The following is a 14,613-nucleotide window of genomic DNA, read 5'->3' on the forward strand; positions in this document are numbered from 1 at the left end:
ACCCCCCGAAGCGGCTACTTCGGGGGGTGCGCCGTAAGGGGTGGAAGCAGGTTCAGACGTGGACCCGGCGTGGCCGGTTGAACAGGTTGATCAGACCGCCGGTCACGGCGGTGACCGAGGTGACGGCCACGAAAAAGACCAGGGCCCAGTTGGCGCCCAGGTCGCGCACGTAGACGACGTTGGCGACGGCGGAGGCGATCCCGAGCAGGAAGAACAGCAGGGTGGCCACCGCGCGGCCGGTCGTCATCGGCTTGAAGCCGCGGGCGACCAACTCGATGTCCTGCGGTCGGACCGGCTGAAGCGTGGTGCCGTTCATCTGGACGTCGACCACGTTGCCGACGCGGTGACTGGCGATACCGGCCACCGTGCCCAGCGACCTGTCGCGACGGATACGGACGACGTCACCGATGGCGAGCAGCATGGGAGGTTCCCCCTCGAAGGTCGGTGTGGACACCGGGATTCCGGCTCCCCGCACCCCCGCCCGTACGCACGCCACCGGTGAGGCAGTGTGCGGACGGGCGGGAGAGGCAGCCGACCCGCCGCGCGTAGGCGACGGGACCAGGGATTTCAAGCAACGGCACTGGCGGATGCCAGTCCACGGGCTGTCAGGACTGGTCGGTCAGGTGCGCGGCGTCCTCCAAGGCGCCGCGTGCCTCCTGCTGCGCCCACGCGAGCTCCGCACCCGACATGGGCGGGTCCGCGCTGGCGATCGACGCGCTCACGGCCTCGCCGTACTGCTGCGCCTGTTCTGCGGCCGGGTCAGGCCCGTAGAGACTCATCAGTGCTGCCCCCCGGCCGCGGACTGCTGCGCCGCAAGCCGCTGCGCCGACTCCGCCGCGGCGGCGGCGGCGCGCTGCGCCTCCTCCAGCGCCCGCGCGGCCTCCTGCCGCGCAGCCTCCAACTCAGCAGCAGCGTTGCTACGCTCCATACGGATCACTCCCTGACTCGTAGGTGAGCTGATCAAGGCCCCGGGAGGTGCTGGAACACCTCTCGGGGCCGTCCGCCGGGACTGTCCCGACTCCCCACACCCCCGCCCGTACGCACACCCGGCGGGGGGCGTGCGGACGGGCGGGAGAGGCAGCCGGCCACCGCGTTCCGCGGCATGGATGCCGGGGCGGTGGTGCCAGGCGTTACTTGTTCTGGTCGTCGCTGGGGTGCAGCACGTCCAGAACCTCGTTGATGTTCTGGTGGTAGTTCTCGTACCTCGGGTCGCTGGTGTCCTCGACGCTCTGGCACAGCTCAGCGGTCCGGGTCAGGTAGTTGGGCATCCCGTCGACGCGGTGGTCACTCATCAGGGAATCTCCTCTTGTTGGTTCGGCCTGTTCTGGCCGACTGCCCGCAGCCCCGGCCGGTGGCCGGGGCCGCAGACGGCCCGTCAGATCTGAATGCCGTACAGCGCCTTGGCGCCGGCCTCGCGCAGCGCGGTGTGCGCCTGGCGGGCCCGCAGCCCGGCCGCGTCCCGCTCCTCGTCCGGCACATCGCCGATGGCCATCGCCGCGTTGACGGCTTCCTGCGCCGTCGCCAGCAGAGTGCGGTTGGTGGTGGTCATGTGCAGCGTGTCCATCGCGCTGGTCACCGCCGACCGAGCGGCGTAACGGGCCTGCCGCGCCTCGGTGGTGTCGGGCTGTCCGTCGCGGCGGGCCGCGACCTTGAGCCACTGGTGTTCGCGGTGGGTCACGATCGCTGCCAGCAGCGCGGGAACGGCGTCGGCGAGCGCCTGCCGGCGCCGCTCGGCCGCCGCGGTCCGCGCGTTCCGCGTCGCGGTGAAGTGCTGCATGAACCCGGCAACAACCGCACCGGCCAGCGTGCCCAGAACAGCAACAAGTGTCGTGATCATGAAGTCTTCTCCTTGGGGTTCCGGCTCCCCTCACCCCGCCCGTACGGCCAACGGCCGGACGGACGGAGGAGGCAACCGGCCGCAACCCGGCAGGGCTGCGGAGCAGTCGAAGAGCGCGCGGGCTTCACCCCGCGCCGGCCGCCTTATCGGAGGAGGCGACGAACCTCGTCACGCTGTGGAGTTCTCAAACAGCCTTCGCTTCCCTTGAGTCCGCTTCCGCGGGCCCGTCAGGGCGTTGCAGTACCTGTTTTACAGGTACTGCATAAGCTCGGTCAAGCGCACCGATCGAACTTCTTGGTGTTGTGCCGGGACTTCTTGGCGCACCATCAGAATCACCGCAGGTCAGGGGAGTTGGTCACCCCATGCGTGGACAGCTCTGGTAGATCTCGCTACCGTCAAGACGTCCCTAGAAGTCCCCTCGGGGGTGCAGATGTCCAACGAGCGTCTGAGGTCGACTCTCTTAGCGCAGAACATGACTGTTCAGCAGCTCGCAGAAGCGATCGAAGTGAACCCGAAGACGGTCGAGCGATGGATTACGCAGGGCAAGGTGCCGTACCGGCGCCATCAGTACGCCACCGCATCCGTGCTCAACGTTGACGTGACGACGCTGTGGGAAGACGACTCGCGTGCTGTCGACAGCGCAACCGACCTGTGCAAAGCAGAGATCCTGACGGCGTATCCGCATCGCCATGTCGTCCCGACCGATCTATGGCGGCAGATGTGCGAGCGCGCGGTGCGGCAGATCGACATCCTCGTCTATGCAGGTATCGGCCTGGCGGAAGATCCGCGCTTCCTGTCGGTGCTCAAGGCGAAGTCGCGGGAGGTCGCCATCCGTGTCCTGATGGGCGATCCCGAGTGTGAAGCGGTCATGCGCCGTGGTGTCGATGAAGGACACCGCATCATGGATGGCAAGATCCGAAACGCACTGGTCAACTATCGCCCGCTGTTCACCAGTCACCCCGAGATCGTCTTTCGGCTGCACGACACCGTGCTCTACAACTCGGTCTATCGGGCGGATGACGAGATGCTCGTCAACACACACGTGTACGGTATCGGTGCCTACCTGGCCCCAGTGCTTCACCTGCGGCGACTCCCCGGCGGGGGGCTTTTCGACACGTTCGCCAACAGCGTTCAGCAGACCTGGGAAGGCGCAAGGCCGGTGACCGAGCACGACATCACAGGAGCGTGAGGCATGGGACGCATCGACTACCTTCACGACCCCGACGCCCCGCCGGCAAACTCCGTGGTGCCCTCCGTCGTGGCGTTCGTCCAGAACGAAGCGGGACAGGTGCTCATGATCCAGCGGTCCGACAACGGCCGTTGGGCTCTGCCCGGCGGCGGGCACGACGTGGGCGAGTCGATCTCTGACACCGTGGTGCGCGAAGTCTGGGAAGAGACGGGCATCAAGGCCGAGGTTGTCGACATGTCCGGGATCTACACGGACCCCGGGCACCTGATGCAGTACGACGACGGCGAGGTGCGTCAGCAGTTCAGCATCTGCTTTCGCGCCCGTCCGGTCGGCGGCGAGGTGCGTACCAGCAACGAGACGACACAGGTCCGCTGGGTCGACCCGGCGGACCTGTCACAACTCGACATCCATCCCACGATGCGACTCCGGATCGAGCACGCGACGGATCGGACGCGGGTGGCCCCTTACATCGGCTGACGCTTCACGGCCGCTACCCGTTCGAGCACGCGCGACGTGCTCGCGAGGATCTCGGGCTCCGCTCGCCGGATGAACTTTCCGATCAAGCTCTCTGGCCCGTACCGTCCCGCGATCTCGTTCACCCGGTCGATGGGGTTCGTGGGCGTACCGTCCGGTGTGGTGTTCATGTCGCAGAAGCACAGGGCATCGTTCAGGTGCGGGAGCTCCCTAGGGAACTCGTCCAGCTCGTCGCGCAGGCCACGCGCGTCCGCCTCCAGCCACGCACAGGAGTGGTGCGCGACCAGGTTCACGATCCGCTCGTCGGCGTTGGCCACGTCCCGGAGGTAGCGGGCCCCGTCGAGCGGATGAAAGCCTGTCTTGGCGAGGTCGGGTGCGTATCCGATGTCGTGCAGGACGGCAGCCGCTTCCAGCAGCGGCGCATCCTCCCCGAGCACGGGTGCAATGACGCGTGCGCGTTGCGCCACGCCTTGCGAGTGCGCCCACCGACGCGGCAGCGGATCGGCGAGCAGTGACTCAGCGAGTGGATAGGCCCACGCGACCAGATCCGACAAGTTAACCCTCCTCGTGAACCGGTACGGCGCGGACGGTCCGCACCTTGCCCTGCCCCTCGCTCGCCAGCACGCCGGCGGCTTCTAGCTTGTCGAGCGCCTTGGTCACGGTGGGGCGTGAGACCCCGAACCGCCCGGCAAGCGCAGAGGCGCTAGGGAATGGTTGCCCCACTTCGAGACCATCAGCCGTGATGATGTCTGCGATGCGGTCGTCGAGCGGGCGACGGTCGACCCGCTCATCGGCCCGGACGACGCGCCACCGGCCACCCGGCACGGGTTCTGCCACGCCTTCCTCGCGGAGCACGTCGAACGCGCGGAGCACGACCCCGCGCGAGACCCTGCGACGCTGCATGAGGTCTGCGACCGTCGGCAGCCTCGTCATCTCCGGGTCGTCCGCAATCTGCGCCCTCACCTCTGCCGCGATTTCCAGGAAAGTCCCCCGGGGGCTTGCCTGCGCCACTCGTTTTCCCTTCTGCTCGCCCGAGTCAAGCTTTAAGAGTCAAGAGTGGCACGTCGCAGTGTCAACGCGGGGGCAGCAGGGAGACCCGTCCCGTGAGGTCAGCGGGGTCTCAGTCGTGGTCTCAATCGCCCCTCGTTCCGCGACTGTTCGCCACCGTCCATCGGAGTCCGGTATCGGCTCTGAGCTGGTGCGAGACCTGCGGCGCGGACGCCCGTGGACACGCCTGGACCAAGATCGGACAACTTGTAAAGCGTAGGTCGTCGGTTCGAATCCGACAGGGGGCTCCACCGCCCCCCTTCCGGGCTCCTCTTTCGTCCCTGACCTGCGGCATCTCTGCGCGTACGGGAACGGTCGGCGCCGCCGTCATACGGAGGCGGCCGCCGGCGCCGGCGTGCGACTCTCAGGTACGCCGATGAGTTCCGGCGCGCCCGCCGGTCTGCCTCGGTGGAACGTCCGAACCATCCAGTCCGCGGCCTCCGGCTGCGAGGTGACTGTGATCAGGAACCCCAGCGAGGAGCTGACATGCGAGCTGCGAGAGCGAAACGATCTGCCGCCCCGGAGGCGGAGGGACGGACGCCGACCGTGGTGCGGCTGCTGGTTCTGGCGACGTTCGTGGTGATCCTCAACGAGACCATCATGATCAACGCCATCCCGCGGCTGATGGAGTCGATGGACGTCACCGAGCAGTCGGCGCAGTGGGTGTCCACCGCGTTCATGCTCACCATGGCCGCGGTGATCCCCGTCACCGGCTGGTTCCTGCAGCGGGTCACCACCCGCAGGGCGTACACGGTCGCCATGAGCACGTTCCTCACCGGCACGGTGATCTCGGCCGTGGCGCCGACGTTCGCGGTGCTGCTGGCGGGCCGGATCGTGCAGGCCGCGGGGACGGCGGTGATGATGCCGCTGCTGATGACCACGCTGATGGCGGTGGTGCCCGCGGAGCATCTCGGCAAGGTGATGGGCCACGTCACCCTGGCGATGTCGACGGCGCCGGCGCTGGGGCCCACGGTGTCCGGGGTGATTCTGCAGGCCGGCTCGTGGCGGCTGCTGTTCCTGGCGGTGCTGCCGATCGCCGGGCTGGTGACGGTCTTCGGGCTGCGCCGGCTGGAGGACGTCGGTGAGCCGAAGGCCGACTCCATCGACTGGGTCAGCGTCGGCGTGGCGGCGCTCGGCTTCGGCGGTCTGGTGTACGGGCTGAGCCTGATCGGCGAGAGCGACCGCAGGAGCGCCGGCATCGGCATCGCCGCCGCCGGTGTCGCCGCGATCGGCCTCTTCGCCTTCCGCCAGCTCCGGCTGCAGCGGACGGGAACCCCGCTGATGGACCTGCGGACCCTGCGCTACGGGGCGTTCACCCGGTCGCTGGCCGTGATGTCCGTGGGCTTCCTGGCGATGATGGGCTCGATGATCCTGCTGCCGCTGTACCTGCAGAACATACGCGGCCTCAGCCCGCTGGAGACGGGGCTGCTGGTGATGCCGGGCGGCCTGGCGATGGGCATGCTGGGCCCGACGGTCGGCAAGGCGTTCGACAGGTTCGGCAGCCGCCGGCTGGTGGTGCCGGGTTCGGCCGCCATCGCGTTCGGCCTCCTGGGCTACACGCAGATCTCGACCACGACGCCGTACTGGCAGATCCTGGTCCTGCACGTGGCGCTGATGCTCGGCCTGGCGGCGACGTTCACCCCGGTCTTCACCCTCGGCATGGGTGCGCTGCCCTCGCACCTGTACTCCTACGGCAGCTCCATCCTCGGCACGTTGCAGCAGGTCGCGGCGGCGTTCGGGACGGCGCTGGTGGTGACGGTGATGTCGTCGCGCACGACGAGCCTGATGGCGGACGGCACGGACCCCGTCCCGGCCCAGGTCGGCGGCATGAAACTCGCCTTCGGCGTGGCGGCGGTGCTGGCGGTGGCCATGATCGCGCTGGCGGCCACGCTGCCCCGCCGGGTTGAGACCCCGCCCGAGGACGACCCGGCCCCCGCCGCCGAGCCGTCCGCGGCCCCCGCCCCGGACGAGCGGGTGCCCGCCTGACGAGCCCTCCGGCACCGGCGCCGGCCGCTCGCACCGCTGCGCCGGCCGGCGCAGCGGTGCGAGACGGGGCGAGGACGGGGCGCGGATGCTCCGCCCGGACGGACCGGGGCTTGTCCCCCTACGGGCTCCTCGGACCGGGAACCCCGCGCGGCGGGCGGGCGTCACCTTTCCTGCGGGGCCGTGGCGTACCGGTGGAGGGGTGGTCCGGGTGGATCCGGTTTCTGTGGGGCTGTTGGTGGCGCTGGCCGGCGGTGCCGGGGGCGAGATCGGGCGGGAAGCCTGGGCGGGGCTGGTGCGGCTGGTGCGCTTGCCGTTCCGGCGGGACGGCGGTGACGACGGCTCCGCGGGCGGCTCCGGGGAGGCGGAGCTGGCGCGGCTGGCCGAGGAGCCGGGTGACGAGTCGCGGGCGCAGGCGCTGAGCACGGCGCTGGCCGTACGGGCCGCGCTGGACGCGGAGTTCCGGGCCGGGCTGCGCACCTGGCAGGAGGAACTGCCGCCGCTGCCGCGCGACGGAGCGGACTCGGTGACCAACATCGTCAGCGGCCAGGTCCACGGCCCCGTCGTCCAGGGCCGCGACTTCCACGCCGACAGCTTCCATATCCACACGGGCCCTGTGCCGCCCGACGAAGGGCCTCCTCGGCGGTAGCCGCGGCCGTCGGCCCCGTTCCGTCCCGCCCGGACGGAAACCCGGTGCGGCGCACGCGGTGGGACACGCCGCGATCTCGCGGAGCGGGTCGGCGCGGGCCGGGCGTCCTACGATCGCAAGTGCCCCCTTCCTGGGTGGTGGCCGGCAGGGTCCCCGAGTGTTCCCATGGTCCGTGGGAGTGCCCGGGCTACGGCCCGGCCCTGCAGGCGCTCAGCACTCCCGCGGGGCCGCGGGAGTGTCTGAGCAGGGCACATCCCGGCCGGCGGGCTTCGGCGGGCCGTTCGTCGACGGCCGGGCCCCCGCCCCGGCACCGGGAGCGGCGGACGGTCCTCCGCTGCGGAGGGGGTTTTTGGATCGTCGTGTTGGTGCGCTTCCAGGTCTCCGCCGGGTCGTGCCCGACCCGGCGGAGCGCGGCGGAATCCGAGGGTGTCGGCCGGGTTGGTGCCCGGCCGCCTCGTTGCCTGCGTGATCAACGATCATGAGGCGTGTGCTGGTGGTCCCCTGGTCCACCGTGCCGACGCGTCCGGGCATCGCTGTCGCCCTCTCCCGGCGGCCGGGGCGCGGAGTGGGCGCCGTCCCCCCGGGCGGGTGCCGCCGATGCCGGACGGAGCCTGCTCCGGGTTCTACGGCTCCTCGGTGGCGGGACCCTCTTCGGGCTCCACACCCCTGGCCCTGACCAGCGGCGAGATGAGCAGGTCGTACACCGCGACGCCGACGAGTCCGCCAGCGAGCGGGCCGACGATGGGAATCCACCAGTAGTTGTTGAACCAGTCGAACGTACCGGGGAGAGCGACAGAGCCCCAGCCCTCGAAAAACGTCAGCAGCCGGGGGCCGAAGTCACGTGCGGGATTGATTGCGTACCCTGCGTTCGTGCCGAAAGTCAAACCGATCGCGACGACCACCAGCCCGATGAGGAACGGATGGAGATTCGCCATCGGCGCGGTGTTGCGCTTGTCGATGAGTGCGCAGATCAGCAGAAGCAGGATGGCGGTCCCCACGATCTGGTCGAGCATGGGGCCCCACCAGGAGTCTCCGAAGTATTCGGCGGGGAACGTGGCGAAGATCGAGAACGTGGGCAGCGATTCGTCCCGCGCGACACCCTCCTTGGCGAGGGCCGCGTCGATGGCCCACCTGTAGGACGCGTAGATGAGCGCGGCGGCGACGAAGGCGCCCACGACCTGCGCCAGCCAGTAGGGCAGGACCTTCCTCCAGGGGAAGTCCCGCCGGGCCGCGAAGCCGAGGGTCACCGCGGGATTGAGGTGGGCTCCACTGACGCCTCCCGCCACATACACGCCGAACACCACGCCGAGGCCCCATCCCCACGAGATGATGAGCCAGTTGGCGGGCCCGAACTCACCTGCTTGCCGGCCTGATCCCGGCAGACCGGCGACCGCGACGGCCACCGACCCGATACCCAGCAGAACCAGGACGAACGTGCCCAGGAATTCGGCAAGCATCTCGCCGCCGAGTCCTTCTCGATACCCGCGTCGGCGAACGATGCGTTCAGCCATGGACCCTCCTCGGTCAGAAAGCACCAACTTCCAATTCCTCGCCCGAAACACGGGGGATGCGGGGTGGACGCGCCGATGCACACGAGGATCTCGCCTGTACGGAGCAGTGCGCGCACCGTGCCCGGGGCGGTCGCGCGTGATGTCGCCGGACAGGTCCGACGGCCGCCGCCGGCGGGTGGTGGAGTGCCCGGAGGTGCCGGGCGGGCGGGGTCTACGCCTCGCAGATGTCCGGTGCCCGCTCCTTGATGCCGAGCAGGTCGAAGTAGTTCTGCCCGAGCGCGATCCGCCGGAACGCCTCGTCCCCCAGGACCTTGTTGATCCGGCTGGTCACCTCCAGCTCCTCCTTGTAGACCCCGAAGTTCTTGTTCCGCGACGCGACGAAGTCCGTCCCCGGGATCGCCTGCTCCGGATAGGCGTCGAAGAGCGCGGCGTACTTCTCCCGCACCCCGGGCCTGCCGAAGTACATGTCCTCCAGCACCCGCCAGCTCAGGTCGAGGGTGAGGTTCGGGTGGCGCTCCAGGAGCCGCTTCATGAGGCCGATGTGCGCGTCGGGATCCATGGCGGACAGCTCCTTCGACAGCCCCATGTGCGCCCAGACGATCTTGTTGTGCGGATAGAGCCGCAGCACACGCTCCATCAGGTGCAGATACCGCGTCGGTTCCCGGTCGTTGCCGAGGTCGGAGTGGATGGTGAGCGGCATGCCGCGCCGGCGCAGCTCGTCCATGAACGGCGCCCACGCCGCGATGTCCGCCTCGTCCGCGGGCTCGTGGCCGTTGGGCAGGAGGGCCTGCTTGATGAGGTTGACCTCGCCCATCCACTGGAACATCCCGGGGTATTCCTTGTCGAGCAGCCGCATCCCGTCCGGCACGGTCTCGGGGTGGGCGAGGTCCGGGTACGTCATGGACAGGGCCAGGCCGACGTCCTGCGGCTTGTGCTCCACGACGTTCTCGGCGTTGACGACGTCGTTCTTCAGACTGGGGAGGACCGGGGTGCCGGGGCAGTCGAGGTAGTACGTGCAGGGGGAGTCCACGGGAAGTCTCTGCCCGATGCCGAAGACCCCGGCGTGCCGTACGCCGGTGCGCTTGAGGTAGCCGACCAGTTCGCGGAACGGGATGGCCTCGCCCCCGAAGGGGCGGAAGTGCAGGTGCGCGTCGACGACCGAGGTGTACGGCTCGGTGCGGCGGTCGAAGCAGTCCTTCCCGGTCGCGGACGCGGCGGACCCGGCGGTGGGGCCGAGGACGACGGCGGCGGCGAGCCAGGTCGTGGCGGTGACGGCGGCCTTGCGACTCACGTACGGCACGTGGATCCCTTCGGCGGTGGAGCGGTGGAGTCCGGACGAAGGGATTGTGTGAGCGCGCGGACGGCGCGCGGGAGGGTGCACCGCCGCCCGGGGCCGCAGACAACCGGATCGGGTTACGCGGCGCGGGCGCCCCGCCCGTACGCACGGCGCGGTGCCGCACGTACGCGCGGGGCGGTGCCGTACGCGCCGCCCGTACCGCGCCGCCCCGCGCCGGGCCGCCCGTACCGCCACCGGGGCCCGGCGCGGGTGCGGCCGGCCCTCAGACCCGGGCCACGGTGTCCGCCAGGGCGCGCCCCGCGTCCCGGGCGGCGCTCAGCGCCTCCGCGTGCCGCAGCGCCGCCTCCTCGCGCAGCTCCTCCATGCCGGGGGTGGCCGCGGCCAGGGTCAGTTCACGCTCGATCACCGTGAGGTCGGCCTGCCACATGTCGACCAGGAGCCGGCGCAGGTACGGCGTCGAGTGGTCCCAGCCCTCGCGCGGCGAGCCGGGCTGGTAGCCGCCGCCCTTGGTGGTCACCAGCACCGTGGGCTTTTCCCTGAGTACGGGGGTGGTGGCCCCCGCGGCGTTGATGACCAGGTCGGCCCAGGTCTTGAAGTGCTGGGAGACGCCGTAGTTGTAGAGCGGTACGGCGAGCAGGACGGCGTCGGCGCGGTCCAGCTCGCCGGCGAGTGCCCCGGCCAGCGTCATGGCCCGGAGCTGCTCGGGGGTGCGCTCGGGGGCGGGGGTGAAGCCGGCGGTGGTGGCCAGCGCCCAGGCGTCGGCCGGGAGCGGGGAGGTGCCCAGGTGGCGGCGCTCCACCGGTGCGTCGGGGTGGGCCAGGGTCCATGCGGCCTGGACGGTGTCGGCGATCTCGGCGGAGGCCGAGGCGCCGGGGAGGATGGTCGCGTCGATACGGAAGAGGTTCACAGGGGTTCGTCTCCATATACAGGGGATTGCTCGGCTTGCGCCTGAGTCTCGCCCGAGCTAACCGGACTTTACCCCGCTTATATTCCCGGCGGTACGGTGGCCACCGTGGACAGTGACCTGATCCCCCTGGAACGCCCCCGCGCGGAGCGGGCGGACGCGGCGCGAAACCGCAGGCTGCTCCTCGATACGGCCCGCCGGATGATCGAAGAGACAGGCGCCGAGAACGTGACGATGGACGGCCTCGCGGAGCAGGCCGGTGTGGGCAAGGGCACGGTCTACCGCCGTTTCCGTACGCGCGCGGGGATCTTCGTCGCCCTCCTGGACGAGGACGAACGCGCCTTCCAGCAGCGCGTGCTGTCCGGACCGCCGCCGCTGGGCCCGGGCGCCGCCCCGGCCGACCGGCTGATCGCCTACGGCCAGGGCCGTATCACCTTTCTGATGGAGAACCACGCCGTGGCCCGCGCGGCACTGGGGCAGGCCCGGCCCGTAGCGGTGGCGGGCGGCCCGGGACTCACGCGCGTCCACATCCGCCTGCTGCTGGACCAGGCCGGCGTGGGCGCGGACCACCTCGACGCCCTGACGCTGCAACTCGCCGCCGCCCTGGAGGGCCCGATCCTGCTCTACCTCGCCACTCCCGGAACGGAGGAGAACGAGGACACCCGCTCTCTGCAGGCGCTGGCGGAGGGCTGGAAGGTCCTGGTCACCCGCGTCTGCCGCCCCTGAGCGACCCGCGCTCACGACGGCCCGCCGGCGGGTTGCTCACGCCGGAGGGAAGGCGCCGGGGTCTGCCGCCGTTCAGGAGGGGAGCGACAGATCGATGTCGATGCCGAACGGAACGCTGAGCTTCAGCCGGTCGCGGTGAATGCCCGTCGGCACGTAGGCACCGGTCGCCGACTCCAGCTCGAAGACGAAGACCACGGGCTTGCCGTCCTGGGTCTCGACCCGCCAGAAGTGCGGGATACCCGCTTTCGCGTACTTCAGCGGCTTGGTCTCGCGGTCCCGCTCCCGGGACTCGGGCGAGACGGCCTCGACGGCGAGTACGACGTCCCCGGCTTCGTACTTGGTCTCGGTCCCGTCGCCCAGTGCCTGCTCACGAAGTACGATCAGATCCGGCTCGGGCCGCTGCCGGTCATTGATGACGACCGTCATCTCGCGTCTGACCGCGAGATCGTCCGGCACCGTGCGCCGCAGCCCGATCTGCAGCGTGAAGATGATCTCGGAATGAAACGAGCTCTGCGGCGTCACGAAGACAAGGCTCCCGTCGATCAGCTCCGTGTGCGGAGGCAGGTCGGGGAGCGTGTCCAGGTCGTCGGCCGTATAGCCGCCGGGCGGCGGGATCGGCCAGGCCGGGGACGTGTGCTCCGGCTTCTTCGGTGCCACGCTCATAGCAGGTGCTCCCATACGACGGATCCTCGCCCGTACGGCCAGCGTACCCACCGGGATCGCCGATCTTGCCCCTCGCACGAGTGACCGACCGCTGGCGCGTTGACGCTCGGCCCGCGGGCGCGGCCACGGGGGCGCCGGTCCCCGCCGGCCGGCGCCCCCGTGGCGGGCCGGGGCCCGCCGTCAGACGCCGCGGGCCGCCAGGATGCGGTCCGCCGCGTTCACCGAGTCCACCAGCGGGTGCAGCGCCATCGCCCGGAGGGCCTTCGCGCGGCTGCCCGAGTCCGCCGCCGCGATCGTGGTGCGTTCCACGTCCTTCAGTGTCAGCATCAGGCCGAGCTGGTCCGCCGCCGCCGGCGGTGTGGGGATCGGATGGGCGCCGTGCGCGTCCACGCGGCACGGGACCTCGATGACCGCCTCCGCGTCCAGGCCCGGGATCGTGCTGCGGTTGGGGACGTTGAGGATCAAGGTGGCGTGCTCGTCGCGGGCGATGGCCCGCATGAGGGCCAGCGCCACGCGGTCGTAGCCGCCGCCGTCCAGGTCGCAGGTGTCGCGCTGCCAGCCGCCCGTGCTCTCCCGGCTCTCCGCCATGTACGTCGCCTCGCGCTCCTTGCGCGTGCGCTCCCACACCGCCGCCGCCTCGCCCGGGTCGGCCGCCGCGGCGGCGTAGAACGCCGCCTGCTGCTCGCGCAGGAACTCGCCGCGGGTCGCCGGGGCGCCCTCCAGGGCGGCGACGGCCTCGCGGTTGAAGTAGTAGTAGTGGAGGTACTCGTTGGGCAGCGAGCCCAGCGCCTGCAGCCACCGCGCGCCGAAGAGCTTGCCCTCCTCGAAGGACTCCAGCGCCGCCGGGTCGGCGAGCAGTGCGGGGAGGCGGTCCTCGCCGTCGACGACGATGCGGCGCAGCCAGCCGAGGTGGTTGAGGCCCACGTAGTCCAGCTCGGTGCGCTCCGGGTCGACGCCCAGGGCGCGGGCGGCACGGCGGGCCATGCCGACGGGGGAGTCGCAGATGCCGATGACGCGATCGCCGAGGAGGCGCTGCATGGCCTCGGTGACCATGCCGGCGGGGTTGGTGAAGTTGATGACCCAGGCGTTCGGGGCGACGGCCGCGACCCGCTCGGCGATGTGCATGGCGGCGGGTACGGAGCGCAGCCCGTACAGGACGCCACCGGCGCCGACGGTCTCCTGGCCGAGCAGGCCCTCGGTCAGCGCCGCGCGCTCGTCGAGGCTGCGGCCTTCGAGGCCGCCGGCGCGGATGGCGGAGAAGACGAAGTCCGTGTCGCGCAGGGCGTCGTCGAGGTCGGTGGTGGTACGGACCGCCGGTGGCCGGGCACCCGTCGCGGCGGCGTCGGCCGCGTGCTGCGCGAGGACCGCGCCGATGGCTTCCAGGCGCCGCGGCTCCGTGTCGTACAGGACGAGTTCGGTGCACCGGCCGGCCTCGTCGCCGCTGTCTTCGAGCAGGGCCCGGAACACCAGAGGCACGCGGAACCCGCCGCCGCCCAGCACTGTCAGCCTCATACCGTGATTACCTCCACACCGGCCTCGCCGAAGGCGGCGAGGGTCGCCGGGTCCGACGACGTGTTCGTGATGAGCATGTGCACGTCCTCGGGGCCGCAGATGCGGACGAGCCCCGAGTCGCCGGGGAACTTGCCGGCGCTGGCGAGCAGCACCACCTGCCGGGACGCCCTGATCATGGCGCGCTTGACGGGGACCTCGACGTGGGTGCTGTCCAGCACGCTGCCGTCCGGGAGGATCCCGCTGGCGCCGAGGAAGAGGCGGCCGACGTAGAGCTCACGGAGGTTGGACTCGGTCAGGACGCCGACGACCGAGCGGTAGTTCCGCCGGACCTCGCCGCCGAGCAGGATCAGGGTGACCGCGGGGTCGTCGCGCAGTTCCTCGTAGACCGCGAGATTGCTGGTGACGATCGTCACAGGGCGGCCCCGCAGCCGCTGGGCCAGTGCCAGCGTGGTGGTGCCGATGTCGAGCAGCACCACGTCGCCGTCCTCGACCAGTTCCGCGGCGCGGGCGGCGACCGACTCCCGGCCGCCGGGGTCGTCGTCCGCGACCTCGGCGAAGGGTCTCTCGTCGTCCGCGCGGGCGGCGACGGCGCCGCCGTAGACCCGGGTGAGGCGGCCGGCGCGTCCCAGTTCGGTGAGGTCGCGGCGGGCCGTGGCCTCGCTGACGCCGAGTCGCTTGGCGATCTCCCGGACGGGCAGCACGCCCTCGTCACCGAGGATGCTGAGCAGCTTCTCGTGGCGCGTCTCTCGCAGCATGGACCGCAATGTACTCCACGTGAGCGAGTTTGCGCGAGTATGAGTGACCTCTTGCAAATTCCGTCG

At 70.7% G+C, this 14,613-nt stretch carries 18 protein-coding genes; 5 read left to right on the plus strand and 13 right to left on the minus strand.

Annotation, left to right across the window (positions count from 1 at the left end; genetic code table 11):
- Nucleotides 1–52 precede the first annotated feature (52 nt).
- From I003_RS0115735 to I003_RS34260, 5 genes are all read right to left on the minus strand, one after another.
- Nucleotides 53–454 (minus strand): hypothetical protein, encoded by a 402-nt coding sequence (locus I003_RS0115735; protein WP_158688980.1) that lies wholly within the window; start codon nt 452–454, stop codon nt 53–55.
- A gap of 151 nt (nt 455–605) precedes the next feature.
- A complete protein-coding gene (locus I003_RS36075; protein ID WP_158688981.1) occupies nt 606–779 on the minus strand; it encodes a hypothetical protein in 174 nt (57 codons plus the stop codon).
- The gene (locus I003_RS36080; protein ID WP_158688982.1) at nt 779–928 is read right to left on the minus strand and encodes a hypothetical protein; all 150 of its coding nucleotides are present in this window, start codon (nt 926–928) and stop codon (nt 779–781) included. The genes I003_RS36075 and I003_RS36080 overlap by 1 nt, the downstream gene beginning before the upstream one ends.
- Before the next feature lie 202 nt (nt 929–1,130).
- On the minus strand, nt 1,131–1,292 hold the full coding sequence (locus tag I003_RS36085) for a hypothetical protein (RefSeq protein ID WP_158688983.1): 162 nt from the start codon (nt 1,290–1,292) through the stop codon (nt 1,131–1,133).
- 83 nt (nt 1,293–1,375) lie between these two features.
- Complete coding sequence (locus tag I003_RS34260; protein WP_158688984.1) at nt 1,376–1,837, minus strand: protein kilB; 462 nt, start codon at nt 1,835–1,837, stop codon at nt 1,376–1,378.
- 472 nt (nt 1,838–2,309) lie between these two features.
- Between I003_RS34260 and I003_RS0115760 the strand changes: the two genes are divergently transcribed.
- Entirely contained in the window at nt 2,310–3,026 is a 717-nt protein-coding gene (locus I003_RS0115760; protein ID WP_078564057.1) for a helix-turn-helix domain-containing protein, read from the plus strand.
- Between the two features lie 3 nt (nt 3,027–3,029).
- Nucleotides 3,030–3,503 (plus strand): NUDIX hydrolase, encoded by a 474-nt coding sequence (locus I003_RS0115765; RefSeq protein ID WP_027772402.1) that lies wholly within the window; start codon nt 3,030–3,032, stop codon nt 3,501–3,503.
- Here the strand turns inward: I003_RS0115765 and I003_RS0115770 are convergent.
- Nucleotides 3,491–4,045, minus strand: a complete 555-nt coding sequence (locus tag I003_RS0115770) for an HD domain-containing protein (protein WP_199784306.1) — start codon at nt 4,043–4,045, stop codon at nt 3,491–3,493. The two genes, I003_RS0115765 and I003_RS0115770, sit on opposite strands and share 13 nt — an antisense overlap.
- A 10-nt stretch (nt 4,046–4,055) precedes the next feature.
- Nucleotides 4,056–4,511, minus strand: coding sequence for a GntR family transcriptional regulator (locus tag I003_RS0115775; protein WP_027772404.1), 456 nt, complete (start codon nt 4,509–4,511; stop codon nt 4,056–4,058).
- A gap of 522 nt (nt 4,512–5,033) precedes the next feature.
- Here I003_RS0115775 and I003_RS0115780 point away from each other — a divergent pair.
- Nucleotides 5,034–6,533 carry an MDR family MFS transporter gene (locus I003_RS0115780; RefSeq protein WP_027772405.1) on the plus strand — a complete coding sequence of 500 codons (1,500 nt, stop codon included), beginning with the start codon at nt 5,034–5,036 and terminating at the stop codon, nt 6,531–6,533.
- A gap of 223 nt (nt 6,534–6,756) precedes the next feature.
- The gene (locus I003_RS32335; protein ID WP_078564055.1) at nt 6,757–7,179 is read left to right on the plus strand and encodes a hypothetical protein; all 423 of its coding nucleotides are present in this window, start codon (nt 6,757–6,759) and stop codon (nt 7,177–7,179) included.
- A 623-nt stretch (nt 7,180–7,802) separates the two neighbouring features.
- Here I003_RS32335 and I003_RS0115790 read toward each other — a convergent pair.
- The 3 genes from I003_RS0115790 to I003_RS0115800 form a co-directional block, all read right to left on the minus strand.
- Nucleotides 7,803–8,690 carry an MIP family channel protein gene (locus I003_RS0115790; RefSeq protein ID WP_027772406.1) on the minus strand — a complete coding sequence of 296 codons (888 nt, stop codon included), beginning with the start codon at nt 8,688–8,690 and terminating at the stop codon, nt 7,803–7,805.
- Nucleotides 8,691–8,901: 211 nt separating this feature from the next.
- Complete coding sequence (locus tag I003_RS0115795; protein WP_027772407.1) at nt 8,902–9,990, minus strand: amidohydrolase family protein; 1,089 nt, start codon at nt 9,988–9,990, stop codon at nt 8,902–8,904.
- A gap of 259 nt (nt 9,991–10,249) precedes the next feature.
- Nucleotides 10,250–10,894 carry an NAD(P)H-dependent oxidoreductase gene (locus I003_RS0115800; RefSeq protein ID WP_027772408.1) on the minus strand — a complete coding sequence of 215 codons (645 nt, stop codon included), beginning with the start codon at nt 10,892–10,894 and terminating at the stop codon, nt 10,250–10,252.
- A gap of 96 nt (nt 10,895–10,990) precedes the next feature.
- Here I003_RS0115800 and I003_RS0115805 point away from each other — a divergent pair, with 96 nt between their 5' ends.
- The gene (locus I003_RS0115805; RefSeq protein ID WP_027772409.1) at nt 10,991–11,617 is read left to right on the plus strand and encodes a TetR/AcrR family transcriptional regulator; all 627 of its coding nucleotides are present in this window, start codon (nt 10,991–10,993) and stop codon (nt 11,615–11,617) included.
- A 72-nt stretch (nt 11,618–11,689) separates the two neighbouring features.
- Here the strand turns inward: I003_RS0115805 and I003_RS0115810 are convergent, their stop codons facing one another.
- The 3 genes from I003_RS0115810 to I003_RS0115820 all read right to left on the minus strand — a co-directional run bounded on the left by I003_RS0115810 (nt 11,690) and on the right by I003_RS0115820 (nt 14,547).
- A complete protein-coding gene (locus I003_RS0115810; RefSeq protein ID WP_027772410.1) occupies nt 11,690–12,280 on the minus strand; it encodes a Uma2 family endonuclease in 591 nt (196 codons plus the stop codon).
- 180 nt (nt 12,281–12,460) lie between these two features.
- On the minus strand, nt 12,461–13,792 hold the full coding sequence (locus I003_RS0115815; RefSeq protein WP_051368265.1) for a 6-phospho-beta-glucosidase: 1,332 nt from the start codon (nt 13,790–13,792) through the stop codon (nt 12,461–12,463).
- Nucleotides 13,789–14,547, minus strand: coding sequence for a DeoR/GlpR family DNA-binding transcription regulator (locus I003_RS0115820; protein ID WP_027772412.1), 759 nt, complete (start codon nt 14,545–14,547; stop codon nt 13,789–13,791). The genes I003_RS0115815 and I003_RS0115820 overlap by 4 nt, the downstream gene beginning before the upstream one ends.
- Nucleotides 14,548–14,613 lie beyond the last annotated feature (66 nt).

The organism is Streptomyces sp. CNQ329, assembly GCF_000482585.1.